General features: G+C 63.9%; 20 protein-coding genes. 10 read left to right on the plus strand and 10 right to left on the minus strand.

Annotated elements, in window-relative coordinates; all coding sequences use genetic code 11:
- Positions 1-25: 25 nt before the first annotated feature.
- Both NEK97_RS01900 and NEK97_RS01905 read right to left on the minus strand, forming a co-directional pair.
- The gene (locus NEK97_RS01900) at positions 26-820 is read right to left on the minus strand and encodes an IclR family transcriptional regulator (protein WP_257368174.1); all 795 of its coding nucleotides are present in this window, start codon (positions 818-820) and stop codon (positions 26-28) included.
- A 1-nt stretch (position 821) separates the two neighbouring features.
- The gene (locus NEK97_RS01905) at positions 822-1,553 is read right to left on the minus strand and encodes a GntR family transcriptional regulator (protein WP_374111500.1); all 732 of its coding nucleotides are present in this window, start codon (positions 1,551-1,553) and stop codon (positions 822-824) included.
- Positions 1,554-1,782: 229 nt separating this feature from the next.
- Here NEK97_RS01905 and NEK97_RS01910 point away from each other — a divergent pair, with 229 nt between their 5' ends.
- From NEK97_RS01910 to NEK97_RS01930, 5 genes are all read left to right on the plus strand, one after another.
- Entirely contained in the window at positions 1,783-2,691 is a 909-nt protein-coding gene (locus NEK97_RS01910) for a BadF/BadG/BcrA/BcrD ATPase family protein (protein WP_257368175.1), read from the plus strand.
- Positions 2,692-2,778: 87 nt separating this feature from the next.
- Complete coding sequence (locus NEK97_RS01915) at positions 2,779-3,855, plus strand: DUF2092 domain-containing protein (protein ID WP_257368176.1); 1,077 nt, start codon at positions 2,779-2,781, stop codon at positions 3,853-3,855.
- Positions 3,852-4,844: an ABC transporter ATP-binding protein gene (locus tag NEK97_RS01920; RefSeq protein WP_257368177.1), complete on the plus strand. Its 993-nt coding sequence runs from the start codon at positions 3,852-3,854 to the stop codon at positions 4,842-4,844. Before NEK97_RS01915 ends, NEK97_RS01920 begins: the two co-directional genes overlap by 4 nt.
- Positions 4,834-5,697 (plus strand): ABC transporter permease, encoded by an 864-nt coding sequence (locus NEK97_RS01925; RefSeq protein WP_257368178.1) that lies wholly within the window; start codon positions 4,834-4,836, stop codon positions 5,695-5,697. The genes NEK97_RS01920 and NEK97_RS01925 overlap by 11 nt, the downstream gene beginning before the upstream one ends.
- A 20-nt stretch (positions 5,698-5,717) precedes the next feature.
- Positions 5,718-6,338: an L-threonylcarbamoyladenylate synthase gene (locus NEK97_RS01930; protein WP_235521689.1), complete on the plus strand. Its 621-nt coding sequence runs from the start codon at positions 5,718-5,720 to the stop codon at positions 6,336-6,338.
- A 73-nt stretch (positions 6,339-6,411) separates the two neighbouring features.
- Here the strand turns inward: NEK97_RS01930 and ligD are convergent, their stop codons facing one another.
- On the minus strand, positions 6,412-7,437 hold the full coding sequence (gene ligD, locus NEK97_RS01935; protein WP_257368179.1) for a non-homologous end-joining DNA ligase: 1,026 nt from the start codon (positions 7,435-7,437) through the stop codon (positions 6,412-6,414).
- Positions 7,438-7,536: 99 nt separating this feature from the next.
- Here ligD and NEK97_RS01940 point away from each other — a divergent pair, with 99 nt between their 5' ends.
- The gene (locus tag NEK97_RS01940) at positions 7,537-8,202 is read left to right on the plus strand and encodes an alpha/beta family hydrolase (protein WP_257368180.1); all 666 of its coding nucleotides are present in this window, start codon (positions 7,537-7,539) and stop codon (positions 8,200-8,202) included.
- A 3-nt stretch (positions 8,203-8,205) separates the two neighbouring features.
- Here the strand turns inward: NEK97_RS01940 and NEK97_RS01945 are convergent, their stop codons facing one another.
- From NEK97_RS01945 to NEK97_RS01955, 3 genes are all read right to left on the minus strand, one after another.
- Positions 8,206-10,296 carry an elongation factor G-like protein EF-G2 gene (locus tag NEK97_RS01945; protein WP_257368181.1) on the minus strand — a complete coding sequence of 697 codons (2,091 nt, stop codon included), beginning with the start codon at positions 10,294-10,296 and terminating at the stop codon, positions 8,206-8,208.
- 158 nt (positions 10,297-10,454) lie between these two features.
- On the minus strand, positions 10,455-11,201 hold the full coding sequence (locus tag NEK97_RS01950) for a M50 family metallopeptidase (RefSeq protein ID WP_257368182.1): 747 nt from the start codon (positions 11,199-11,201) through the stop codon (positions 10,455-10,457).
- 2 nt (positions 11,202-11,203) lie between these two features.
- Positions 11,204-11,821 carry a TetR/AcrR family transcriptional regulator C-terminal domain-containing protein gene (locus NEK97_RS01955; RefSeq protein ID WP_257368183.1) on the minus strand — a complete coding sequence of 206 codons (618 nt, stop codon included), beginning with the start codon at positions 11,819-11,821 and terminating at the stop codon, positions 11,204-11,206.
- Between the two features lie 161 nt (positions 11,822-11,982).
- Between NEK97_RS01955 and NEK97_RS01960 the strand changes: the two genes are divergently transcribed.
- Both NEK97_RS01960 and NEK97_RS01965 read left to right on the plus strand, forming a co-directional pair.
- On the plus strand, positions 11,983-13,440 hold the full coding sequence (locus NEK97_RS01960) for an APC family permease (RefSeq protein WP_257368184.1): 1,458 nt from the start codon (positions 11,983-11,985) through the stop codon (positions 13,438-13,440).
- The gene (locus NEK97_RS01965; protein WP_257368185.1) at positions 13,430-15,064 is read left to right on the plus strand and encodes an amidohydrolase; all 1,635 of its coding nucleotides are present in this window, start codon (positions 13,430-13,432) and stop codon (positions 15,062-15,064) included. Before NEK97_RS01960 ends, NEK97_RS01965 begins: the two co-directional genes overlap by 11 nt.
- On the opposite strand, the gene hrpB is transcribed toward NEK97_RS01965, so the two are convergent.
- The gene (gene hrpB, locus NEK97_RS01970; RefSeq protein WP_257368186.1) at positions 15,061-17,679 is read right to left on the minus strand and encodes an ATP-dependent helicase HrpB; all 2,619 of its coding nucleotides are present in this window, start codon (positions 17,677-17,679) and stop codon (positions 15,061-15,063) included. The two genes, NEK97_RS01965 and hrpB, sit on opposite strands and share 4 nt — an antisense overlap.
- A 105-nt stretch (positions 17,680-17,784) precedes the next feature.
- Positions 17,785-18,828 (minus strand): NAD(P)-dependent alcohol dehydrogenase, encoded by a 1,044-nt coding sequence (locus NEK97_RS01975; RefSeq protein WP_257368187.1) that lies wholly within the window; start codon positions 18,826-18,828, stop codon positions 17,785-17,787.
- Between the two features lie 388 nt (positions 18,829-19,216).
- On the opposite strand from NEK97_RS01975, the gene NEK97_RS01980 reads away from it, so the two are divergent.
- On the plus strand, positions 19,217-20,305 hold the full coding sequence (locus tag NEK97_RS01980) for an acyl-CoA desaturase (RefSeq protein ID WP_257368188.1): 1,089 nt from the start codon (positions 19,217-19,219) through the stop codon (positions 20,303-20,305).
- A gap of 91 nt (positions 20,306-20,396) precedes the next feature.
- On the opposite strand, the gene NEK97_RS01985 is transcribed toward NEK97_RS01980, so the two are convergent.
- Positions 20,397-20,960, minus strand: coding sequence for a Clp protease N-terminal domain-containing protein (locus tag NEK97_RS01985; RefSeq protein WP_257368189.1), 564 nt, complete (start codon positions 20,958-20,960; stop codon positions 20,397-20,399).
- Positions 20,961-21,096: 136 nt separating this feature from the next.
- A complete protein-coding gene (locus NEK97_RS01990) occupies positions 21,097-22,032 on the minus strand; it encodes a 5'-3' exonuclease (protein ID WP_257368190.1) in 936 nt (311 codons plus the stop codon).
- Positions 22,033-22,223: 191 nt separating this feature from the next.
- On the opposite strand from NEK97_RS01990, the gene NEK97_RS01995 reads away from it, so the two are divergent.
- Positions 22,224-24,155 carry an FAD-binding monooxygenase gene (locus NEK97_RS01995; protein WP_257368191.1) on the plus strand — a complete coding sequence of 644 codons (1,932 nt, stop codon included), beginning with the start codon at positions 22,224-22,226 and terminating at the stop codon, positions 24,153-24,155.
- Positions 24,156-24,342 lie beyond the last annotated feature (187 nt).

Genomic DNA, 24,342 nt, shown 5'->3' on the forward strand with positions numbered 1-24,342 from the left:
CCACAGCGTTACCGATGAACGGGAATCAGATGTTGCCATTGCTTTGGCGGAGTGCGCCTTTGAGCTCGCCGCGCCAACCCAGGGCCCTCGAAATACCGCGCGCGGCAGTCATCAATACCGGCACGCGCACGGCCGCGTTTTCTTCATTCCTGGGCACCACAACGCTTAAGGCAGCCACAACGGTGTTCGTTCGGCCGAAGACGGGAACGGCGATTCCGCTCGATTCCGGCACGATGATTCCGGGCATGGACGCGAATCCCCGTTGGCGGATGGCTGCAAGGTGACGGCGCAGATCGGCTGGATTGGTCAGCGTGGCATCGGTGAACTTCTCCAGCGTCCGGGAGAGAAAGAGGTCCTGGTAGGCAGCCGGCGAGTAGGCCAGCAGGACCAACCCTGACGATGTACCGTGCACGGGAAGCCGGCCGGCCACCTTGGTGATGTCCACCATGGAATCCCTGGAGCCGATGCGTTCGATGTAGAGGACCTCGTCGGAGTCCAGGATCCCAAGCGTCGTTGAATGCTGGACCACCGATTGAACGTCTTCCATGAACGGCAGCGCGGCTTCCCGCAGGCCCACCATCCGTGAACTCCTGGAGACGAGCTCCCACAGCCGTATGCCTACGCGGACCTCGGCATTGGCTTCGCGTTCAAGCAGGCCCTCGGCCAGCATCTCGTCCACCAGGCGATACGTGGTGGTCACTGGAAGCCCGGATCGGCGCGCCAGCGTGGCGACATTCATGGTGCGGTGGGAGTCATCAAATGCTTCCACCAGACGGACGACGCGGCGGATGACGGACTCACCTGAGGCCGAGTTGGCCATGCTAATCGCCTGATTTCACGCGTGAGACGAACCTGAACCTGTCCCCGCGGAACGTGCTGCGGGTCCACTCCACCGGAACACCTGTGGCGGATCTGGCCAGCCTGTGTACCACCAGCAATGGTGCACCCATTTCGATTCCGAGAAGCTGAACGTCGCCAGGACCTGCCAGGGCAGTTTCCACGGTATCTTCCACGTCGGCGACCCGGATCCCGTAGACGTCCTCGAGGACCGCGTACAGCGACCCGGATTTGGACAGGTTCGACTTGAAACGTGGCAGCTTGCCCGGCAGCCAGGCGACTTCGTGGGCCAGCGGTTCGCCCTCAATCAGGCGGATCCGCTCCAACCGGGTGACCTGCGCGCCCTCTTCCAATCCCAAGTGCGTCGAGACGACGGTGTCCGCCCGGACGACGTCGAGGCCGATCAGGGTGGAGTCGGGACGGAGGCCTTGCGTGCGGGCGTCATCGGAAAAGGACGTCAATTGCCGGACGTGCGTCACCTTAGGTGGTGCTACGAACGTTCCGTGCCCTTGGATCCTGCCCAACCTGCCTTCCGCGACGAGCTCGCTGATCGCCTGCCGGACCGTGGTGCGGGAGGTTGCATACTTTTCCGCCAGTGCCCGCTCGGTGGGGATAAGCGTCCCGGGCTGCAGACCCGCGATCAGCGCCAAGACCTCCGTTTTGAGGAGGTAATATTTCGGCGCAGCAGGTGCAGCTTCTGGTTGCATGTTGGACATCCTACTTGTAGACAGCTGGATTGGTCTATGCCAATCTAGGGACTGTTGGTTTCAACCAACTGCGGCGAGCCAGGGGCACTCCCCCACCTTCGCACAGACAGTCCGCACCTGAACCGAAGGGACGCCAGTTGAAGGACAATGTGAACTCGAGGAGCGCCGCTGCGAAGCGGGCCGGGACCCTGATCCGCGCCATCGCACCCGGCAGGACCAAAGCATCGGCGATGCTCCCGTGACGCCGCCAGTCCTCGGCCTCCACATCGGCGGCTCAAAGACACACGCCGTCCGCTCGGAGGAGACCCAGACAGTTAGCGGATCACCGGGGAGCTCCGGTGATGAAATCACGGAAACCAGCGCCAACTTGTCATCGGTCGGGCATCAGGGCGCTGACGCGGTCCTGCGCCGGATTGCCGCAAGCGTGGGAGGTGGAGTCAAAGCCGTCTGTGCGGGTGCAGCGGGCGCCGACACGCCAGCGAGCCGTGCTGTCCTCTCCGCCCTTCTCATGGAACATTTCCCCGGCGCCAAAGTCGAGGTGGTCCACGACACCCGCATTGTCCTCGCGGCCGCCGGCCTCGACGCCGGCGCCGTGCTGGTCGCTGGCACCGGCTCGGTAGCCTGGGGTCGAAACGCCGAGGGACGCGAAGCGCGAAGCGGCGGGTATGGCTATTTGCTGGGCGATGAGGGCAGCGGCTACTCAGTGGTGCGCGACGCCGTCCGGGAAGCCCTGCGCGAGTACTACGCCGGACTGGAGCCCGGGATACTGGTTCGGGCGCTGATGGAAGCAACCTCCAGCGCCGATGCCCTGCAGCTCATGGACTTCTTCTACGCGAAGCCGGAACCGGACCACTGGGCCAGCCTGGCCCCGCTCGTCCTGGAGTTTGCAGCTGAGGGAGACCCCGCTGCCGTTCGGATCCAGGCCGAGGCCGCGCATTCCCTGGCAACACTTGCCCGCCAGGTACTGGGGGAACTGGGCCTGGACTTGCCGCTCGTCATGGCCGGGGGCCTGCTGGTCAACCAGAGCCAGCTGGCTGGTGCCGTAGCCCGGAAAGTTTCACTCGAGGACCCGTCTTCCGTCCGGATCCTGACACAGGCACCGGTGCACGGTGCGGTGGAACTGGCGCGCCAGCTGATCCGGGACTAACTCGCGCTTCTGCGTAACTGCCCCCGATTCCGGCCAGGAACGGGAGTAGTCTTAATCCATGCCTTTCACGTGCGGTGGTCGGTAGCAATGACGCGGGCCAAGCGGCGGTGGCTGCCAGCCCTCCTGATCCCCCTTGCCCTTGCCCTTGCGGTGCTCACCGGTTCGGTCCAGGCCGGTGCCACAGTGTCGCTCCCGCCCAAGACGGCGGATGAGGTTCTTGCCATGATTGCGCGCACGCAAGTGCGTGAATTCTCCGGAACGCTTCAACAGACTGCGGAGCTGGGACTCCCGGATATAACCTCCTCGGCCCCAGGCATCACTCCGGCTGCTGGTACCGCACTTGAGTTCCTGGCGGGCAGCCACACCGCACGCGTTTTCGTTGGCGATCCCACCAAGGCGCGACTGCAAGTCATGGACGCCATGGCTGAGCGCGACCTCATCGTCAACGGCAAGGATGCATGGTTCTACAACTCGGCGGACAACAGCGCCACCCACCTTCAAGTCCCAAAGTCCGGCGCCCCCACGGAGACTCTTCCAAACAAGCCGACGTTGCCCACGCCCGAGGCACTGGCCAGCAGGTTCCTGGCCGCTGTTGATGCCGGAACCGAGGTAACGGTGGGAGAGGCTTCATCGGTTGCCGGTCGTAGTGCGTACAGGCTTAACCTTGCCCCGAAGGACCCCGGCACCCTGGTGGCCTCGGTGTCCATCGACGTCGACTCCGAAACCGGCTTCCCGCTGGGCGTCCACGTGCAGGCGAAGAACCAAGCCGACCCTGCCTACTCCCTGGCCTTCACCGATCTGAGCCTTAGCGCTCCCGATCCCGGCCTGTTCCAGTTCACGCCGCCCGCGGGATCCACTGTCACCACGAAGGTACTTCCCGCGCGGCCCACTCCGGTGCCCGATGCCGATGCCAGTGCCAAAGCGCCGTCCCCTCACGGCACACGGGTTTCCGGCGAAGGGTGGGGATCGATCGTCGTGCTGCCTGCCGCCGCTGTGCCTGCCGGGCTTACTTCGAATCCCCAAATCTCCCAGATGTTGCAAAGCGTTTCCGGCGGACGGGCATTGACCTCTTCGCTGGTGAGCGTCCTGATTCTCGACGACGGCCGCGTCCTCGCAGGGCTGGTCCCGTTGGAGCGGCTCCAGTCAGCGGCAGCCGCCCAGTGAAGGAGCCCTCACCAACGCAGCGCGGGGCCGCCGCTGAGGAGCTGGCTGTTGAGACCCGCGGGCTGGTGAAACGCTTCGGGCAACGCGCCGCCGTTGACGGCATCGACCTCGCTGTACCGCGCGGAGCGGTGTTCGGCTTCCTTGGACCCAACGGTTCGGGAAAGACCACCACCATCCGGGTACTGCTGGGGCTGGCTTCCGCCACGAGCGGCGATGTCCGGGTCCTGGACCAGTCCATGCCGGCCGCGCTGGCATCGGTCCTCCCCAATGTCGGCGCCTTGGTGGAAGGGCCCGGTTTCTACCCCTTCCTCACAGGACCCGGAAACCTCATGCGCCTCGATTCAGCTGACCGCCACGCCTTGCCGGCGACACGTCGACAACGCGTCGCCGAGGCCCTGGACCGTGTTGGACTTACCCACGCTGCCGGTAAGAAGGTCCGGGCCTATTCGTTGGGCATGAAGCAGCGCCTTGGCTTGGCGAACGCGCTGCTCAGGCCGCGGGAACTGCTGGTCCTGGACGAACCCACCAACGGATTGGACCCTCAGGGCACCCGCGAGGTCCGTAGCTTGGTGCGATCCCTCGCCGCGGGAGGGACCACTGTGTTCGTTTCCAGCCATTTGCTGGCCGAGGTGGAACAAATGTGCACCCACGTTGGCGTCATGAGTGCCGGGCGCCTGGTCGCCCAAGGACCGCTGGCGGAGTTGCGGTCCGCGGGCCAGAGGCAGGTTGTGGTTGAAACGCCCGACGCCGAACGCGCCATCGGCGTCCTGGCGCGCCTGGGGTTGGTCCCGGCCGCCACACCGGATGGGGAACGCCCCATCGAGGCGAGGGCTGTCATGAACGGTGGACTGGCCGGGCCTGCCCCTGAGGTGATCGTGGCAGCCTTGGTTGCCGATGGCGTTCGGGTACGGGGTTTCGCTGTTGAAGATGCAAGCCTGGAAGACCGGTTCGTGTCCCTGACCGGAGAGGGGTTCGACGTTGTCGGCTGACACCTCTAAGCCCTTGGCCCCGGGGGCGCGGCCCCCGGTTGGCTGGTCCCTGCTTGGCTCTGAATTGTCGGTGCTGTTCCGTCGCCTCCGTACATGGGCGATGCTGCTCGCCCTCGCAGCCGTACCCATCCTCATAGCTGTGGCCGTCAAACTGTCGTCCCGGCCCGTCGCCCCAGGCCGGGGACCGCTCTTTTTGGACCGCATCACCCAAAACGGACTTTTTGTGGCCGTGACCGCCCTGGTGGTGTGCGTACCGTTATTCCTGCCCCTGACCATCGGCGTGGTGGCTGGGGATACCATCGCCGGCGAAGCCAACATGGGGACCTTGCGCTACCTGTTGCTTGCACCCGCAGGCCGCGTCCGGCTCCTGCTGGTCAAGTATGCCGGGGCCGTTGCGTTCTGTTTCGCCGCGACGGTGACCGTGGCAGCGTCAGGTGCCTTGGCCGGCGTCGTGCTTTTTCCTGTAGGACCCGTGACGCTCCTCTCAGGCGACACCATTGGCGTGGGCGAATCGATGCTGCGGTCCTTGGGGATCGCCGGCTACATCACGGTTTCGCTGTTGGGTTTGTCTGCCATAGGACTGCTGATTTCCACTTTCACTGATGTTCCGGTGGGCGCCATGGCCGCCACGATTGTCCTCTCTGTTGTCTCCCAGGTGCTGGACAACCTCCCGCAACTGGACTGGCTGCACCCGTGGCTGTTCAGCCACCATTGGCTGGGCTTCGCGGATCTGCTGCGGCAGCCGATCGACTGGACGTCGTTCGGTGCCAATGCGTTGCTGCAGGCCGGATACATCGCCGTGTGCGGCACACTGGCCTACGCAAAATTCTCGAACAAGGACATCCTGTCCTAGCTTTGTCGTAGGCTCTTCCCATGGCCAGATTCTTTGATGTGCACCCGGAAGATCCCCAACCACGCGCCATCGGCCAAGTGGTCAAAATGCTGCAGGACGGCGGCCTGATCGCCTACCCTACCGACTCCTGCTACGCGTTGGGGGCACAAATCGGAAACAGGGAAGCGCTTGACCGCATCAGGGCGATCCGGCATTTGGACGACAAGCACCACTTCACGCTGGTGTGCAAGGACTTCGCCCAGATGGGCCAGTTCGTGATGCTCGACAACGACGTTTTCAGGAGCATCAAGGCGGTCACTCCGGGCAGCTACACGTTCATCCTGCCGGCCACCCGCGAGGTACCCAAGCGGCTCCTGCACCCCAAGAAGAAGACGGTGGGTGTGCGTATCCCTGACCACCGCGTTGTCCAGGCCCTGTTGGCTGAGCTGGGCGAACCGCTGTTGTCCAGCACGCTCCTGCTGCCCGACCAGGAAGAACCCCTGACGCAGGGCTGGGAAATCAAGGAACGGCTGGACAACCAGGTGGACGGTGTCATCGACGCCGGCGACACCGGAGCAGAGCCGACTACCGTGGTGGACTTTTCCAGCGGCGTTGCCGAAGTCGTGCGTCGCGGAACCGGAGATCCGTCCCGGTTCGAATAACCCCCGGACCGATGCCCCCCGACAGATGCCCCGGGCGCTGGCCGAGGCGCCGGAGGCATCCCCTGCCCGCGGCTTATTCCTCCGTCTTACGTGCGCGGCTCGGTTGCACCCGCATGGGTTCTCCCGGCATCTTGGGAAATTCCGGCGGGAAGGGCATCTCGCCCTGGCCGTTGCTGACATCGCGTTCCCACCAGGAAAGCAGAACGTCGATCTCCCCCGGTTGCGAGTGCATGGTCGCCCACGGGTCACCGGCTTTCCTGAGGCGCTCGGGAACTGTGGCGATGGTGTATTTCGCCGGATCTGCGTGATCCAGTTCGTCCCACGTCAGTGGACAGGACACCTGCGCTGTGGGTACTGCGCGTGGGCTGTAGGCACCGGCGATGGTCCTGTCCCGGTTTGCCTGGTTGAAGTCAACGAAGATCCGCTTTCCGCGCTCCTCTTTCCACCATGCCATGGTGACCTTATCCGGCATGCGGCGTTCCAATTCACGGCCGGCGGCGATCACGGCGTGACGTACGTCCAGGAACTCATGCTTGGGGTGGATGGGGGCATAGACGTGAAGCCCCCGGTTCCCGGAGGTCTTAATGAACGCCGTGAGGCCCGCCTCCTCCAGGACTGACCGAAGTTCAAGGGCGGCCGGCTTGGCGTCATCAAAGTCCGTCCCTGGTTGGGGATCGAGGTCGATCCGGAGCTGGTCCGGGTTGTCCGGATCGTCGGCCCGGGAAGCCCACGGGTGGAACACCACGGTGTTCATTTGTGCGGCCCACACTGCGGCCGCCGGCTCGTCGATGACCAATTGCGGATGGGACCGTGCGCTCGGGTACGTGACGGGCACGGAACGCACATAGTCTGGCGCTCCCTTGGGCGGATTCTTCGAGAAGAACATCTCGCCCTCGATGTTGCCCGAATACCGTTGAAGGCTGACAGGACGGTTCCCGTTGGCTGCCACAAAGGCCTCGCCCACGTCAATGAGGTAATTGGCCAGGTCCAGCTTGGTCAGTCCTGCCTCCGGCCACATGACTCGGCTGGGACTGGAAATTCGAACCTCCCGGGGGCCGTCGGGGCCGGGCACGGTGACAATGGTTGCTTCGCTCGCCATGGCCACAAGCTACCGTGTTTGAACCGCCCGCGTCAGCATTCGGGCCCGTTCCGGTGCGCATGTCCATCGCGGACCGCCTCACTGCAGGATGATGGATGCATGCCAACGCCTGAAACATCCTTGCGGATCGCCGTCAACGAACTCGAAATTTCGGCCCTTTCCATCCGGCCTGACCACCCCTCGGCCACCCTGGTAGTGGCCCATGGCGCCGGCGCGGGAATGGAGCACCCGTTTCTGCAGGGTTTCGCTGAAGCGATGGCGGACGAAGGCGTCGCAACCCTGCGCTTCAACTTCCCGTACCGCGAAGCGGGCCGGCGTTTTCCTGATCGGCCGCCTCTGGCTATCGCTACGTGGCGGGCCGTGATGGACAGGGCCACTGAGCTGGGCAATGCGGAACCCATCTGGGCTTCCGGAAAATCCTTCGGCGGACGCATGGCATCAATGGCCGTGGCTGAGGGAATGCCCGCACGGGGGTTGGTGTTCTTGGGCTACCCGTTGCATGCACCGGGTAAGCCGGAGAAGCTTCGCGACGAGCACCTCTATGGAGTCACTGTGCCCATGCTCTTTCTTCAAGGTACCCGCGATACCTTTGCCACGCCGGAACTGCTGGAGGGCGTGGTGGCAAGGATTGGCCCGACGGCGACACTCCAGTGGTGTGGGGGCGGCGATCATTCGTTCGCGGTCAAGGGTGTGAAGCGGGGCGCAGCCGAAGTGGGCGCATCGCTGGCGCCGGCTGTGGCCGCGTTCCTGGGGGCCAACCCGTAGGTCCTACTTGGGCAGCGCTTCATGCCGGAGGTAGGACCGCCGGAAGCGGCCCGTCCCGGCGGTCAGTGCACGCAGCTCGATGGCGTACCGCAGGAGCTCCTGGTCCGGGACCTCGGCGGTAATTTCGGTCCCTGCGGTATCGTCAGCCGTCGTCCCGGTGACGCGTCCCCGCCGACCGGAAAGGTCGCTCATGACTGTCCCTACATACTCATCGGGAACGCTGATAACCACCGCGGATACTGGTTCCAGGAGTTGGATTTTCGCCGCGGCTGCCGCTTCGCGCAGCGCCAGGGCTCCGGCCGCCTGAAAAGCCGCATCAGAGGAATCAACGCTGTGGGTCTTACCGCCCACCAGCGTCACTTTGATATCCACCACGGGGAAACCGGCCAAGACACCCTTAAGCATCTGCGCCCGGACGCCTTTCTCCACGGAAGAAACGAAAGTGCCCGGGATGGCGCCGCCCACGACTTTATCGGAGAACACGAATCCTTCGCCGCGGCCGAGGGGCTCGACTTCTATGTCGCAGATGGCGAACTGCCCGTGGCCCCCGGACTGCTTGACGTGCCGGCCGTGGCCATTTGCCTTCGTGGCAAAGGTCTCCCGGAGAGGCGTGATCACCTCCACGGTCTGCAGCTTGACGCCCTGGTTGCGGAGCCGGTCCAGGACTACCTCCGCGTGGGCCTCCCCCATGCACCAGAGGACGAGTTGGTGGGTATCCGGGTTACGTTCCAGGCGCAGCGTGGGGTCGGCGGCCGCCACCTTGCCGATGCTCTTGGCAAGCGCGTCCTCGTCACTTCGGGAGGCGCCTTCTATGGCGACCGGCATCAGGGGCTCGGGCATGTTCCAGGTCTCAAGAAGCAGCGGCGCCTCACGGTCTGATATCGAGTCGCCGGTCTCGGCGTTGGCGAGTTTGCTGATCGCGCAGATGTCACCTGCAATGCACTGCGGAACTGCTTTCAGTCCCTGACCGACAGGTGAGTAGAGGTGCGTGACGCGTTCGTCGGCGTCGTGGTCTTCATGGCCCCTGTCGGCGAGTCCCCTGCCGCCTACGTGGATCGATGAATCTTCCCGCAGGGTTCCCGAAAAAACCCGGACAAGGCAAACACGGCCAAGAAACGGATCCACGGTGGTTCGCACTACTTCGGCCGCCAATCGTGCTGCCGGATCACAGTGCAGGGGCTTCAGCGATGTGCCGTCCAACGTCATGGCCGGCGGGGGAACCCGTTCCAAGGGTGATGGCAGGGCTTCGGTCATGAGGGCCATGAGCTCAGCGAGCCCCATGCCGGCTTCTGCGGCGGTGGGAATGACGGGGAAGAAGCTTCCCCTGGCCACCGCTGTTTCGAGGTCCTTGATGAGGTCCGCCAGCGCCAGTTCTTCACCACCGAGATACCGGTCCATCAGTGTCTCGTCTTCGCTTTCGGCGATAATGCCTTCCACCAGGGGTCCCCGGGCTTCCTCCACCCGCGGCTCGCTGCTGGTGCCATGGATGATGCCGATGAGGCCGGCGTTGTCGGCGGCGGGAAGGTACAGGGGAAGGACAGAGTCACCGAATGCTTCCCGGCAGCGCACGACGGCGGCGGCGAAGTCAGCACGCGGATGGTCCAGTTTGCTGAGCACCACCGCACGCGGCATCCGGACCTTCTGGCACTCGCCCCACAACGTAACGGTGGCGCCGTCGATGTCGTCCACAGCGGAGACAACAAAAAGGGCCGCGTCTGCGGCCCTCAAACCTGCCCGAAGTTCGCCGGTGAAATCGGTGTAGCCCGGGGTGTCGATCAGGTTGACCTTGACCGCACCGACCCGGATCGGCGCCACCGACAAGGTCACCGACCGTTGCTGATGGATCGCGGACGGATCCGAGTCGCTGACCGTGGTCCCGTCGCTGATGGTCCCCATCCTGGGAATGGCGCCAGTGGCTGCAAGCAGGGCTTCCACCAGCATGGATTTACCTGCACCGGAATGTCCGACGAGTGCCACATTCCGGATGCCGGCAGGATCCGTGGGTGACATGGTCGAGCCATTCTCGCCGCCCTTGGCCTCAGCAGTGCCTGGGCCGCCTCCTTTTGCCGGTTCGCGCGTACCCTTCACGGACATGGGCACCTCCTGGTGTTCTCTCCGGCGCTCATGCAAACGCCCTGAACGTGGAACGTTAAAGAGGATTGGACACCCTGGGGTGGCCGCAGGACAAGGGCTTGCAGCGAGCAAAACCAGCCTGCCGGCGTCGGCCTTTGATCCACCGGCCCGGCTTTGGACTAAACCGTGAGCATGCCCCACAGCAACCAGGCAGCCACGAGTGAGCACCCCGCAATTACCAGGGTGAAGCCGGCCAGCCAGACGTAGGCCGGGACACCCGTGGTGCGGCCCAGAATGAACGCGTCCGAGGCCGCCAACCGGTTCCGTCGCCGGGTATGAACACCGACGAGTTTGAAGAGATCGCGGACACCGCCCACGGAGAGCGCAACACCAAGTGCCAGCACGACGTAATTGACGGTGGTGGGCGCCGCAAACAGTATCAGGACCTGGGCAATGACCGCGCTGCACACTGCCACCAGTATGCCCGTCAGGTTCCTGAGGAAGACCAGCGAAACCAGCAGTATCAGGGCGCCCACGGACATTGCGGCTCCCGAACGCCCGGCAGCGCATGCGGCGATCAGGCTTAGGCCCACAACCGCCGGGGCCGGATAACCCCAGAATCCTGACCATGCCGCACCGAAGGAACTCCGGCCGCTGCTGACCAGCCGGCCCGAATGGTCCAGCCCGATGCGAAGTCCGTGCACGAACCGGCCGGTCATCAGGGCTGCGTACGCGTGGCCGAGTTCGTGGACGAAGGTCACGTACAGGCCGAACCAGCGCCATGTGGGCCGTGGAATGCTCAGGACCACGGAGCAGGCGAGAATGCCGAGCAGGGCAGGGAGGGGAACTGCAGTGGTATGGGTGTCGGTGAAACCGCGAAGCACCGCGTCCCACCAGTTGTGGGCCACATTTCCAGCAGCGTCCACGTCTATTGCACCGTCGACTGGAGGCGCGAGTGGAGGCCTGCGATGAGGATTTCCAGACCGAATTCGAAAGCGGCTTCACCGCGTTCAGTGGGAGGGCCCGCATAGCTCAGGGCATGGGTGAGCGTCGGATAGCCGTGCTGTGGCGGAGCCCAGACGACGTCAGGAGCTGCCAGGTCCAGGGCGAACCCCAGCGCGAAGCTGTCAATGGTGGAGATCGCGGAGACTACGTCCCGGCCGGTGAACCCGGCTGCGCGGAGGGCGACGGCAAGGTTTTCGTAAAGCGCCAGTACTTGGGGGTCCTGGACTGTTTGGAGAACCAGTAGGGGCGCCAGCCTGGGGTGGCGGGCAAAAGCGTCGCGGTAGCTGCGGACGATCGCGCGGAGTGATGCTTCCCAATCCTGGTCGTCGCCGAGTACGTAGGGCAATTCTGCGATGATCCGCCCGCGCATGAGCTCAAGTATCTCTTCGCGACCGCTCACGTGGTTGTAGATGGAGGACTGGCTGACCCCGATCCGTTTGGCCAGTTTCGGCAGGCTGAAATCCCCTGCCTCGTCCACCAGTTCGAGGGCGGCGGTGACGAGTGCGTCGACCGATATCAGCGGGACCAGCGGGCGTGCCATGCGGGTGTCTCCATTCGCGGTTGTTGTTACGACTCTAGCCAGAAGTTTGCGTCGAAGTATTGTGCGGAGGGTCACAGGCCCTTACGATAAACGAAAGCCTTTCGCTTTAGGTTCCGGAACCTCCAAGAATTCCCCTCCCCACAGAACCCCAGAGGACCCCCATGTCTGACCTCGAAACCCGACCCCCGGCAGCAGATGCCGGGAATGGGCTCAAACGGAATGCCATCGGCACCGGCGGCATCGCCTTCCTGGTGATCTCCGCAGCAGCCCCCCTCACCGTGATGGCCGGAGTGGCACCAGTAGCCCTTGGCGTTGGGGGCATCGGCGCCCCCATGGGGTATGTCATCGCCGGCGCGGTACTCCTGGTGTTTGCCATCTCCTTTATGGCCATGACCAAACACGTCAAGGCCGCCGGCGGCTTTTACACCTACATCACACTGGCCATGGGCAAGACCGTGGGCCTGGCCTCAGCCATCCTGGCAATCGTTTCCTACAACTGCCTGCAAATCGGCGTCTACGGGCTCTTCGCCGTCCAGACCCAGGCGATGCTCCACACGCTCTTCGGCCTCGACGTTCCCTGGCCGGTAGTGGCCTTGGTTGCGATCGCAGCGGTGTGGTTCCTTGGATACCGCGGCATCGACGTCGGGGCAAAGGTCCTGGGGGTCCTGCTCATCGCCGAAACCGCAATCCTTGCCGTCATGGGGGTTGGAATCCTGGCCCATGGAGGCGCCCAAGGCATCAGCTTCTCCTCCTTCTCCCCCGAGCACGCGTTCACGCCAGGCGTGCTGGCCATCCTCGCCATCTGCTTCGCAGCTTTCATGGGCTTTGAATCCACGGTGCTGTACCGGCGCGAAGCACGCAATCCTGACAAGTCGGTCCCCCGGGCAACCTACATTGCCGTAGGTTTCATGTCCGTGTTCTACGCATTCATCGTCTGGACCGTCATCCAGGCATATGGGGACGGAAACGTGGTGGAGGCTGCCGGTGAACTGGCCGATGGCATGTTCTTCGCTACCATCAACCAATACGTTGGGCCCTGGGCCGAAGTCGTCATGTACGTGCTGATCGTGACCAGTGTCTACGCATCCCAGCTTGCCTTCCACAACGCCATCAACCGCTACGTGTACATGCTGGCGAAAGACGGCGTCCTGCCCGCATTCCTTGGCAAGACACACCCCAAATACAAGTCGCCGCATCGTGCAGGTCAGATCCAGACTGTCCTGGCTGCCGTCGTCATTATCATCTGTGCGATCGCAGGGGCCGACCCGTACAAGCAACTCCTGATCTGGGTCAACACACCGGGTATTTTCGGGATTGTCGCACTCCAGGGACTGGTGTCCGTTGCTGCCTCTATCTACTTGCGCCGTAACCCTGCCGCTGTCACGAACCGCCTGATCATCCCCCTGACAGTAGCCTCGGCCATCCTCCTGTTCGGAGTGGTGGCACTGATCGCCATCAACATCGAACTCCTCACCTTCGCCGATGCGCTGACCAATACCATCCTGCTCCTGGTATCACCGCTGGTGTTCCTTGCCGGCCTGCTCATCGCCCGTAGCCTGCGCACCAACCGCCCCGACGTCTTTTCCCGGATTGGAAGCTTTGAAACCCATGACTCCTGACCTCATCGTCCTTGCCGACACCGTTCACACACTGGATGACCGGCCACACCATGAGCCCATACAAGCCGTCGCAGTCAGCGGTGGCGTGATTGCCGCCGTCGGAAGCCGCACGGACGCCCAAAGCTGGCGCCAAGCGGGAACCCGGGTGGTGGACCTCGGTACGGCTACGCTGACTCCCGGCCTGGTGGACTGCCACATCCATCCTGTCTTTGGCCTTGACCTCACCATGGGGGTCGACCTGTCCGGTGCGGCGACATTGGCGGACGTGCGCGCTCTGTTGCGATCGGAAGCAGCGAACGACGGCGAGTGGTTGCGTGGCTGGGGCCTGAACCCGAACGCTTTCGGCACCACCCCCATGCACCGCCATGCCTTGGACGATGTCAGCGGCGGGAAGCCAGCCCTTGTACGGCTGTTCGATGGCCATTCGGCGCTGGCCAACAGCCGGGCGCTTGACCGTGCCGGTGTCCATGGGCCGGAGGAATTCAACCAGGCTTCAGAGGTGGTTTGCGACGGCGATGGCACCCCTACCGGGCTCCTGCTGGAAGCCGCGGCCATGGAACTCGTCCAGCGGCACATGCCGCAGGAGTCCTTCGCCGAGCGTAAGGCGCGGCTGGCCGGGTTGCTGAGGGACTTCGCCCGTTCCGGACTGACCGGCGGGCACATCATGGACCACAGTGAGGAATCGACCGCCCTGTTGCAGGCACTGGAAGCAGACGGTGACCTGCCCCTTCGGCTGCGCACGGCCCCGTGGTGCATGCCAGGCAGCGGCGAAGCCCAGTGGAAGGAGATGGCCCGCAGTATCGGAACCGGTGGTCGCCGCTGGTCCATTGAGGCCATCAAGCTCTTCGTCGACGGAACAGTGGACAACGGCACCGCGTGGCTCTACGAACCGGACACCCTTGGCCAATCCACAGCAGCGTTCTGGCCTCGTCCCGAGGACTACACCGCCGCTGTCCGCTACTTCGCCTCCCGGGGAATCCCCACAGCGACCCACGCCATCGGAGACGCGGGCGTGCACCATGTATTGAACGCGTTGGAATCGCTCTCCGAGACTGTTCCTGCCGATGTCCTGCGCCGGACGGTGCACCGGATCGAGCACATCGAATCCGTACCGGACCAACTGGTGGAACGCTTCAGGGACTCGGGAGTGGTGGCCAGCATGCAACCAACCCATTGCACGCACTATTCGCTCGCGGACCACAGCGACAACTGGTCTATCCGCCTGGGCCCCGAACGTGCGGACAGGGCATGGCGGTGCAGGGACCTTCGTGATGCCGGAGTGACCCTGGGCATCGGCTCGGACTGGCCCATCGCCCCCTACGAGCCGCTTCCCACCATCGCCGATGCGCAGCTGCGCCGGCGATCCGGACATCCCGAGCAGCAGCCCATCGCCCCGGCCCAGGCCCTCACCGCGCTCCAGGCCCTGGAGGGATACACCTCGCACGCGGCCAAGGCCGCAGGGTTGTGGGATGTATCGGGCTCCATCACCGTGGGCAAGCGCGCAGACTTCACAGCCTTCGAGCTCGATCCCCTGACCACCGGGCCTGACGAGTTCGCCGCCAGCAGCGTTGTGGGAACCTTCGTGGATGGCGAGATGCAGTTCATGGTGGAGCGGTTGGGCTAGCCGGCCTGCATCCGGTTCTTGGTTTTGGCCGTGGCCGGCGCCGTCCACGGGTCTTCGGGCCAGGGATGCTTGGGGTAGCGCCCACGCATCTCGGCCCGGACCTGCGCGTACGGCCCGGACCAGAACGAGGTGAGGTCGTCCGTGACAGCCAACGGGCGTCCGGCCGGTGATAACAAATGGAAGAGCACCGGAACGCGGCCATCGACCAGGTGCGGCGTACGGTCCCAGCCAAAGCATTCCTGGAGCTTGACCGCCACAACCGGCCTGCCGCCGTCGTCGTCCACGTCCGGATAATCGATCCGCACCCGCGAACCGCTCGGCACCTCAAGGCGCTCCGGCACCAGGCTGTCCAGCCTGGCCGCTTCCGGCCAAGGCAACAGGCGCCGCAAGGGTTCCACGAGGTTGATGGAGCCGGCAGGCGTGCCGGAGGCGATGGTCTCCAGCTCCGGGCCGAACCATTCGTCCAGGCGGGCGAGCAGGCCATCCTCACTGACGTCCGGCCACGGATCACCGAGCTCGCGCCTCAGTAAAGCGAGCCGCCTGCGCAGGGCATCGGCCGGTGCAGACCACCCCATCATCGAAAGCCCGGTGTTCTTCAGCGCCTCCGTCACGGCGTGCCGACCGGCTTCCACGCTGGGCCTGACCGGCGTGGAGGACAAGACGATGGCGCCCAGGCGACGTTCCAGCTTGGCGGTGACGCGCCCTTGGCCAAACTTTGCCTGCACCGTCTGGAGAAGGAGGTGGGGGGCTGCGGCTTCTGCAAGTTCTGCCGACAGTGGTGCTGCCGATCGGATCACCGCACCGGTACCCGCAGCGTCACGGCCATGGGCCCGGGACACTTCGGCGACAGCAAGCCACTCATGGGCCGTCAACGGGCTACCAGCCGGGAGACCGGCACGCGTTCCGGAGGAGAGCAGGTACGTGATGCTTCCATCGCCGGGAACGCGCCGGGCGATCCGATCCGGGAACGCCAACGCCACCACAAATCCGGGCGCTTCCCTCGCCGTGACGCCCTTGCTTCCTTGGGAAGGTTCGACGGCGGCCGCCTCCCGCCGCGCCATCGACTCCATCCGCCGCGTGTCCTCCGCGAATCGCCGGGCGCCGGGGTGTGAAGCCGTGCGCAGCGATGAGAGCAATGCAGTGAGATCGGCTCCGGGAGCCCGCTGGTCCCCCGCCACCAAGGCCACCGTTTCAGCGGCCGAACGTGGGCCGGCAACGCTGGATCCTTCCAGCAAGGCGCGTGCAAGCCGCGGATCGGCCGGGATCCGGGCCAGGGTTTTGCCCAAACTGGTGGCGGTTCCGTCGTCCGCCACCGCTCCCAATTCCCGGAGCACCTCCACGGCATCCCTCATGGCGATGGCCGGAGGTGCATCGGGAAGCGATAAGCCCTCGCCGCCAGGCGCGCCCCAGCAAGCCAGGACCAATGCCGCACCTGTCAGGTCCGCGACGGTAATCTCCGGGGTCTGGTGAGCGGGGGCAGCGGAAAACGCCTGCTGGTCATAACAACGCACTACCGTGCCCGGACCCTGCCGCGCAGCCCGGCCGGCGCGCTGCTCCGCCGAGGCGCGGGAACAAGAGACCGTCACCAGACCGGACATGCCCCGCCCCGAGTCGCGGCGCGGTTCCCGGGAGAGCCCCGAGTCGATGACCAGGCGAACCCCCGGAACGGTGAGCGAGGATTCCGCCAGGGACGTGGAGACAATGATCCGGGGCGCGCCTCCGGGTTCCCGGCCTGATACAGCGCGGTCCTGGGACTCCGGTCCGATCTGGCCGTGCAGCTCCAGCACCTCGATTTCGTCGGCCACCTGCCCCCGCAGGCGGGCAGCGACGTCGGACACCTCCCGGGCGCCCGGAAGGAACACCAAGGCATCCACCCCGGGATTGGTGTCCAGGGCAGCAGCGTGGGTGGTCGCCGCGGTGAAGGCAACGTGGTCGAGGAAGCTCCGGGTTATGCCCCGCTCATCCAGCCGCCGGTCCCGGGAAGGCACCCACCGGACCTCCAACGGATGCAGCGCGGACGGGCAATCAACCACCGGAGCAGGACCGGCGCCGTCGAGCCCGGATTTACCCAGGAGCGCCGCAAAACGAGGCGCGTCGACGGTCGCCGACATCGCCACCAATGACAGGTCATCCCGGAGTTCGCGGACCTCAGCGAGCATGCCGAGAAGAAGGTCCGTTTCCAGCCCGCGCTCGTGGACCTCGTCCAGGACGACCGCATGGACGCCGTCAAGCCCCGGATCAACCAACAGCCTACGGAGAAGAATGCCGGGCGTGACGAACTCCACCACGGTGTCGTTACTGATTTTGCTTTCACCCCGGACGGTGTAGCCGACCCTGCCACCAAGCCGCGAACCGTCCAGGCTGGCAAGCCGGCGGGCGGCGGACCGGGCAGCGACGCGCCGCGGTTGGGTGACGACGACGCGAGGCTGGCCGGGGTGCCGTTCGGACACAAGATTGGACAGCAGCGGAGGCACCAACGTGGTTTTACCTGTTCCTGGCGGTGCCTGCACGACTGCGGTGCCGGCGTCGCCCTGGTTGGTGAGGGCCGAGGCGAGGTTGTCGAGGGAATCGGCGAAGACCAGTCCCCTGCCAATGGTGTCCAGTCTGAATGTCACCAGACCATTGTCCCTGTTGGGGGCGCGGGAAAGGCCACGCTTCCGGGAGGAGGTGTGGCCTTTCGTGTTTTTGGTGGCGCCGTGTTGACGGTGTCGCCGGGGGTCCTAGCCGATGGTGGAGGTGTCTATGACGAAGCGGTAGCGCACGTCGGAGGCCAGGACTCGCTCGTACGCCTCGTTGATCTGGCTCGCGGGAATGACCTCGATTTCGGCGCCAAGGCTGTGCTCGGCGCAGAAGTTCAGCATTTCCTGGGTCTCCGGGATGCCGCCGATCATGGAACCGGCGAACCGTCGACGGCCGCCGATAAGGGCGAAGGCGTTCACCGGCAGCGGTTCAGCCGGCGCTCCAACGTTGACCAACGTTCCATCGAGGGTCAACAGCTGCAGGTAGGAGCTGATGTCGATGGAAGCGCTGACAGTGTTGATGATGAGGTCGAAGGTGCCTGCAAGCGCCTCGAAGGTGGCGGGGTCGCTGGTGGCGTAGTAGTGGTCCGCGCCGAGCTTGAGGCCGTCTTCCATCTTTTTCAACGACTGCGACAGGACGGTCACCTCGGCACCCATTGCGTGGGCGATTTTGACGCCCATGTGGCCCAATCCGCCCAAGCCGACAATGGCGACCTTCTTGCCGGGACCCGCACCCCAGTGGTGCAGCGGGGAGAAGGTGGTGATGCCTGCGCACAACAGCGGTGCGGCAACATCGAGGTCCAGACCTTCCGGAATGGTGACAACAAAGTCTTCGTTCACTACGACGTTGGTTGAGTAGCCACCTTGGGTGATGGTTCCGTCGCGGTCCACTGCGCCATAGGTGCCCACGTTGCCCTTGAGGCAGTACTGCTCTTCGCCGGCCAGGCAGTTCTTGCACTCCTTGCAGGAATTGACCATGCAGCCGACGCCGACGCGGTCGCCCACCTTATGCTTGGTGACCTCGGAGCCGACTTCGGTGACGATACCGGCGATCTCATGACCCGGGACCAGCGGGTACTGCTGGGGGCCCCAGTCACCGCGGACGGTGTGGATGTCCGAGTGGCAGATTCCGGCGAACTTGATGTCGATATGGACGTCGTTCGGGCCAACCTCACGGCGTTCGATGGTGGTCAGGGTCAGGTCGCCCGTGGCCGAGGGTGAAGCAAATGCGGAAGCGGTAGGCATGTTTCTCCTGCGTGTCTGTCTTAAGTGGATGTTTCCATCTAACACTCTTTGCCTGAAAGGAAGGGAGGCACTGCTGATAGGGGTATTGGCAGTGACTCCCTGAGCCGACCAAAAGTCTTACCGTTGAACCATAGACAACCGGACCGAGACACGCGACTTCCTCTCCACCCGGCGGGCAAAGATCACTCCGGAGTATTTCGCTATCTCACTCAATCTCCTGTGTCGTGGAAAGTCGTCTCGACTTTCTCGTCCATACGTCGAGTGGGTCGAGGAAATTTCGACATCCTGCCTCGAGATTTTTCGCGGGCTTTGTTTGGGGTTGGGGCGTACTCTGAAGAGACGGTGGAAAACGATGTGTTCAGTCCACCGGTAATTGGCTAGAGGCACCGTGGCACCAGAAGTTTCGTCCGAGAAGTACCGTCCGGAGCGAGGTGCCACCGCCCGGGCGGTCAACTCGTACTCCGCACTCCTGAGGTCCGTCCGCGATGCAGGCCTGCTTCAGCGCCGCAGAGGGTTCTACATCACCATCTTCATCGTCCTGATGATCGCATGGGCCGGAACGTGGAGCGGTTTCCTCCTGCTCCGGGATACGTGGTTCCAGCTCCTCATCGCAGCGTTCATGGGCGTGGTACTTACCCAGTTTGCTTTCCTGGCGCACGAAGCCGCTCACCGGCAGGTGTTCAAGTCCAAAGGAATGAACGAGTGGTCCGCTCGACTGATCGGCACAGGACTTGTCGGTATCAGTTACTCCATGTGGGCGCAGAAGCACACAAGGCACCATAACTTTCCCAATGTCATCGATAAGGATCCGGACATCCACACTGGAGCCATTGCGTTCCACCCCGGGGCGGCAAGCGGCCGGCATGGAGTCATGGTGCATGTCACCCACAAACAAGGCTGGCTGCTGTTTCCCCTGTTGTTTTTCCTAGGTGTCAGCTTGCACATTGATTCGTTGAAATACCTGTTGCGTCAAGGGAAAGTGGACCACCGATGGGTGGAGATCCCCGTCATCGTGCTGCGGTTGCTGATTGTACCGTTCTTGGTCTTTTCGCTCCTGCCGTTAGGGATGGCATGTGCTTTCCTTGGCGTACAACTGGGTGTTTTCGGTTTCTACATGGGCGCTTCCTTTGCGCCGAATCACAAAGGAATGCCCATACTCCCACCGTCCAGCAGGGCCGACTTCCTGAACCGCCAGGTCCTCACGGCACGCAACATCACCGGCGGCCTGTTGATGGACACCCTGATGGGCGGATTAAACCGCCAAATCGAACATCACCTTTTCCCCGACATGCCGCGGCCCTACCTCCAGCGGGCTTCTGGGATCGTCAGGGGGTGTTGCGATGATCTGGGCATTCCTTACACGGAGACCAGTTTGATTGCTTCCTATGTGATCGTTGTGAAGTATCTGGACGGTGTAGGCCTGTTTGCCGGGGAACCTTTTGAGTGTCCCGTTGCAGAGCAGTTCAGGCCGCATTAGGTGTCTCCCCGAAACATGACGCGAAGGATCCCCCAAGCCGAAGCCTGAGGGATCCTTTTCAGTTGGCTTCCAGCCAGGGAGGGGCGGGCACCTAACGCTCGCCGCCGCCTCCGATGACCCCGGCTTCGACAGCCTTGGTCACGGCGTCAGCTTCGGCCTGCGTGAGCTTTCCGTCTGAAACGGCTTTGTCGAGCCTGGTCTTCAGTGCAGCTGCCCGCTCTGCCTGGCCGGCGGTGCGGATCTCCTCCAGCGCGCTGGTCACCTTGGCCTCGTCAACACCCAATGCCGTGGCCAGGGACTTGGCCAGTGCGGCCTCTTGCGCCGTCCGGTCCGGCTTGGTGCCTTCCGATCCTTCAGCAGGTGGCGTGGCGGGCTTGTTGGCTTCGCGGAAAGCCTTGAGGGCTTCGGTGACCTTGGCTTCATCAACGCCCAGCTTGGTTGCGAGCTGGGAGGCGATCTGGCCCCCGTCACGTCCATGGCCGTGGCCTCCGGGCTTGCCCGCGTGATCAGCTGGGGCCGTGCCCGCATCCGTGGAGGATGTGGCACTCGGCGACGGGGTAGTGGCTGCTGTCGCCATCCCTGTCACTCCCATCCCCGCGCCAAGGGCCAGGGCTCCGGCCGCGATTCCGAGTGTGATTCTCTTGGTTCTCGACATATACCTCTCCTCAATGGACCGTGTTGCCTCGGTCCGTGCCTGAGGGACGGTCAGGTGTGCCGTCCTCCTAACACGATGGAGGTGCTACCCCAGTCTGCGCTGTTGTGAACCTGTAATTCCGCTGTGAATTCGAGGTTCAGCCGAGCTTGTCCAACGCATCCAGGAGCCTCTTCACAGCGCCACCCAGGTTCCACTCGGTAGCGAGCCGCTCAAGTTCAGCGCGTGCATCCCCTGTTACTGGCCGCAGTTCGGCGCCGGCTTGTTCGAGCGTAGGAACCTCCAGGTCCCGGACAACATTGACGACGGCGGGCGCAACCTTAAGGTAGTCCGCCGCCGCTGAAAGTTTGGCCCGCACCGTAGCCGACAGTCCGCCGTCGGGCGTCTCGGCAGCCTCCAGCAGGCCAGCCAACGAACCGTGCTCGCCCAACAAGGACGCTGCGGTTTTTTCACCGATTCCGGCCACGCCGGGCAGCCCGTCGGAAGCGTCACCCCGCAGGGTCGCAAAGTCGGCGTACTGCTGGGGCAGCACCCGGTACTTGCCCACAACAACGACGTCGGTCATCACCTCAAGGTTCTTCATGCCGCGGGCGGTGTAAATGACCCTGACGCCGCGGGCGTCGTCGACGAGTTGAAACAGGTCGCGGTCGCCGGTGACCACATCGGTGGGGAACTGTGCGTGACTGGCGTACGTGCCAACGACGTCGTCGGCTTCGTGATCATCCGCGCCAACGACCGCAATGCCGGCGAGCTCCAGCACTCGCTGGATCATGGGGATCTGTGCCTCCAACGGGTCGGGAACCACTTCGACGTCGGGACCGTCCGGGACGAGCTCCGCGACACGGTGCGATTTGTAGCTGGGAATCAGCCCCACCCGCCATTTGGGTCGCCAGTCGTTATCCCAACATGCCACCAAGTGGGTTGCTTCATAGTCGGTGATGAGACGGGCAATCATGTCCATCAGGCCCCGTACCGCATTGACCGGTGTTCCGTCTTCGCGACGGATCGAATCCGGCACCCCATAGAAGGCGCGGAAGTACAACGAGGCAGTGTCCAGAAGCATCAGTCGAGGCATACCTGATCCTCACATGCCCAACCACTATTCCGAAGGAACTGGAGTGCAACCGGGGTCAAATCCGAAAGGACTTGAACGCGTGTGTGACCCGCATTACGATTGTCTGAGCGATAATTGAACAGGCTGTTCTATTATCGAACACAGTCCGAACACTCATGAAGCACCAGCCCACGAAGAAGTGAGGAAAGCCCGTGCAGTTCCACCACCACGGTTACGTATCCGGTGACCCCCGAGTCGAGCCGGCAGCCGGCGTTGGTCTTGATCGACCAGCCGGGCTTCCCGACGAAGTTGACGTGCTGATTGTTGGCACCGGCCCCGCTGGCATGCTCACCGCGGCACAACTGTCCCAGTTCCCGGGTGTCACTACGCGCATCATTGAGAGGCGCCCGGGCCGGCTCGCGATAGGCCAAGCCGACGGCATCCAGGCACGCAGCGTGGAGACCTTCCAGGCGTTTGGTTTCGCTGAGCGGATCATTGCCGAGGCCTACCGGATTACCGAGATGGCTTTCTGGAAGCCTGACCCTGCCGATCATTCGCGCATCGTCCGGGCTGCCCGCGCGGTGGACGATCCGGCGGGGATCAGCGAATTCCCGCACCTGATCGTGAACCAGGCACGTGTTCTGGACTATTTCGCGGAATTCATGGCCAACTCCCCTACCCGAATGGTTCCCGACTACGGCTACGAGTTCCTTGGCCTCAATGTCACAGGCGAAGGCGACTACCCAGTCACTGTGACGCTCGGCCACACTTCCGGTCCGAACGAAGGCCAGCAACGGCTGATCCGCGCCAAGTACGTCGTGGGCGCCGACGGCGCCCGCAGCAAGGTCCGCGAATCCATCGGCTGCCATCTTGCAGGCGATCAGGCCAACCATGCATGGGGCGTCATGGACGTTCTCGCCGTCACGGACTTCCCCGACATCCGCACCAAGTGCGCCATCCAGTCCGGCTCGGGCGGCAGTATCCTCCTGATCCCCCGCGAGGGCGGACACCTGTTCCGCATGTACGTGGACTTGGGTGAGGTCGCTGCAGATGACCACGGCGCGGTCCGCAAGACCACCATTGAGCAGATCATCGCCAAGGCCAACGACATCCTGCACCCCTACACGCTGGATGTCCGCAATGTTGCGTGGCACAGCGTCTACGAAGTCGGTCACCGGCTCACGGACAGGTTCGACGACGTCCTGCCGGAAGAGCGCGGCACGCGCACACCACGGGTGTTCATCACCGGAGATGCTTGCCACACCCACTCCGCCAAGGCCGGGCAAGGCATGAACGTCTCCATGCAGGACGGCTTCAACATTGGCTGGAAACTCGGCCACGTCCTCGAAGGCCGGTCCCCGGAGTCCCTGCTGGACACCTACTCCGCCGAACGGCAGGTAGTAGCGAAGAACCTGATCGACTTCGATAAGGAATGGTCCACCCTCATGGCTAAGAAGCCCGAGGAATTCAAGGACCCTACGGAGCTGGAAACGTTCTACACGAGCACCGCGGAGTTCCCGGCCGGGTTCATGACACAGTACGCGCCCTCCATGCTCGTTGCCGAGGCAAAGCACCAGGAACTCGCCACCGGCTTCCCGGTGGGCAAGCGTTTCAAATCAGCACCGGTGGAGCGTGTCTGTGACACCAACCCGATGCACCTTGGACACCACGCAAAAGCCGACGGACGCTGGCGGATCTACGTCTTCGCCGACGCCGCACCTGCAGGATCCGCCGGCCCGCTCGCGGACGTGGCCGAGTGGCTCGAAACCGCACCCGACTCCCCGCTGGCCGCTACGCCGTCGAGCCTTGACCGCGACGCCTGGTTCGACGTCAAGGTGATCTACCAGCAAGACCACACCGGAGTGGACATCAACGCCGTCCCGGCGGTCTTCAAACCCACTGTGGGACCGTTTGAGCTCACGTACCTTGAGAAGGTCTTCGGAACCGACCCGGCAAACGACATCTTCGAACAGCGCGGACTCAGCCGCGACGGCGTCGTCGTGGTGGTCCGCCCCGACCAATACGTTGCCAACGTCCTGCCACTGACCGCAACGGCCGAACTCGGCGAGTTCTTCAGGCCCTTGCTTTCGGCGCGCCAGACGGTAAGTGCCGCTGCAGATGGCCTGGTGAGCAACCAAGCCTAACGATGTACCGCCAAGTGCCGGGGAACCCACGCAGGGTTCCCCGGCACTTGGTACTTAAGGTGTCCCGAAGATTTACATCCCCGTAACGCAAACCTCTAGTCGCACATCAAACCTCGCCCGGATCTGGCGAACAGGGGCGATCAGCGCGAGAATGGGCGTGTGGTCCTTCCCCGCCCTGGCGGAAGCG

Source organism: Paenarthrobacter sp. UW852 (assembly GCF_024608385.1).
GTDB lineage: Bacteria > Actinomycetota > Actinomycetes > Actinomycetales > Micrococcaceae > Arthrobacter.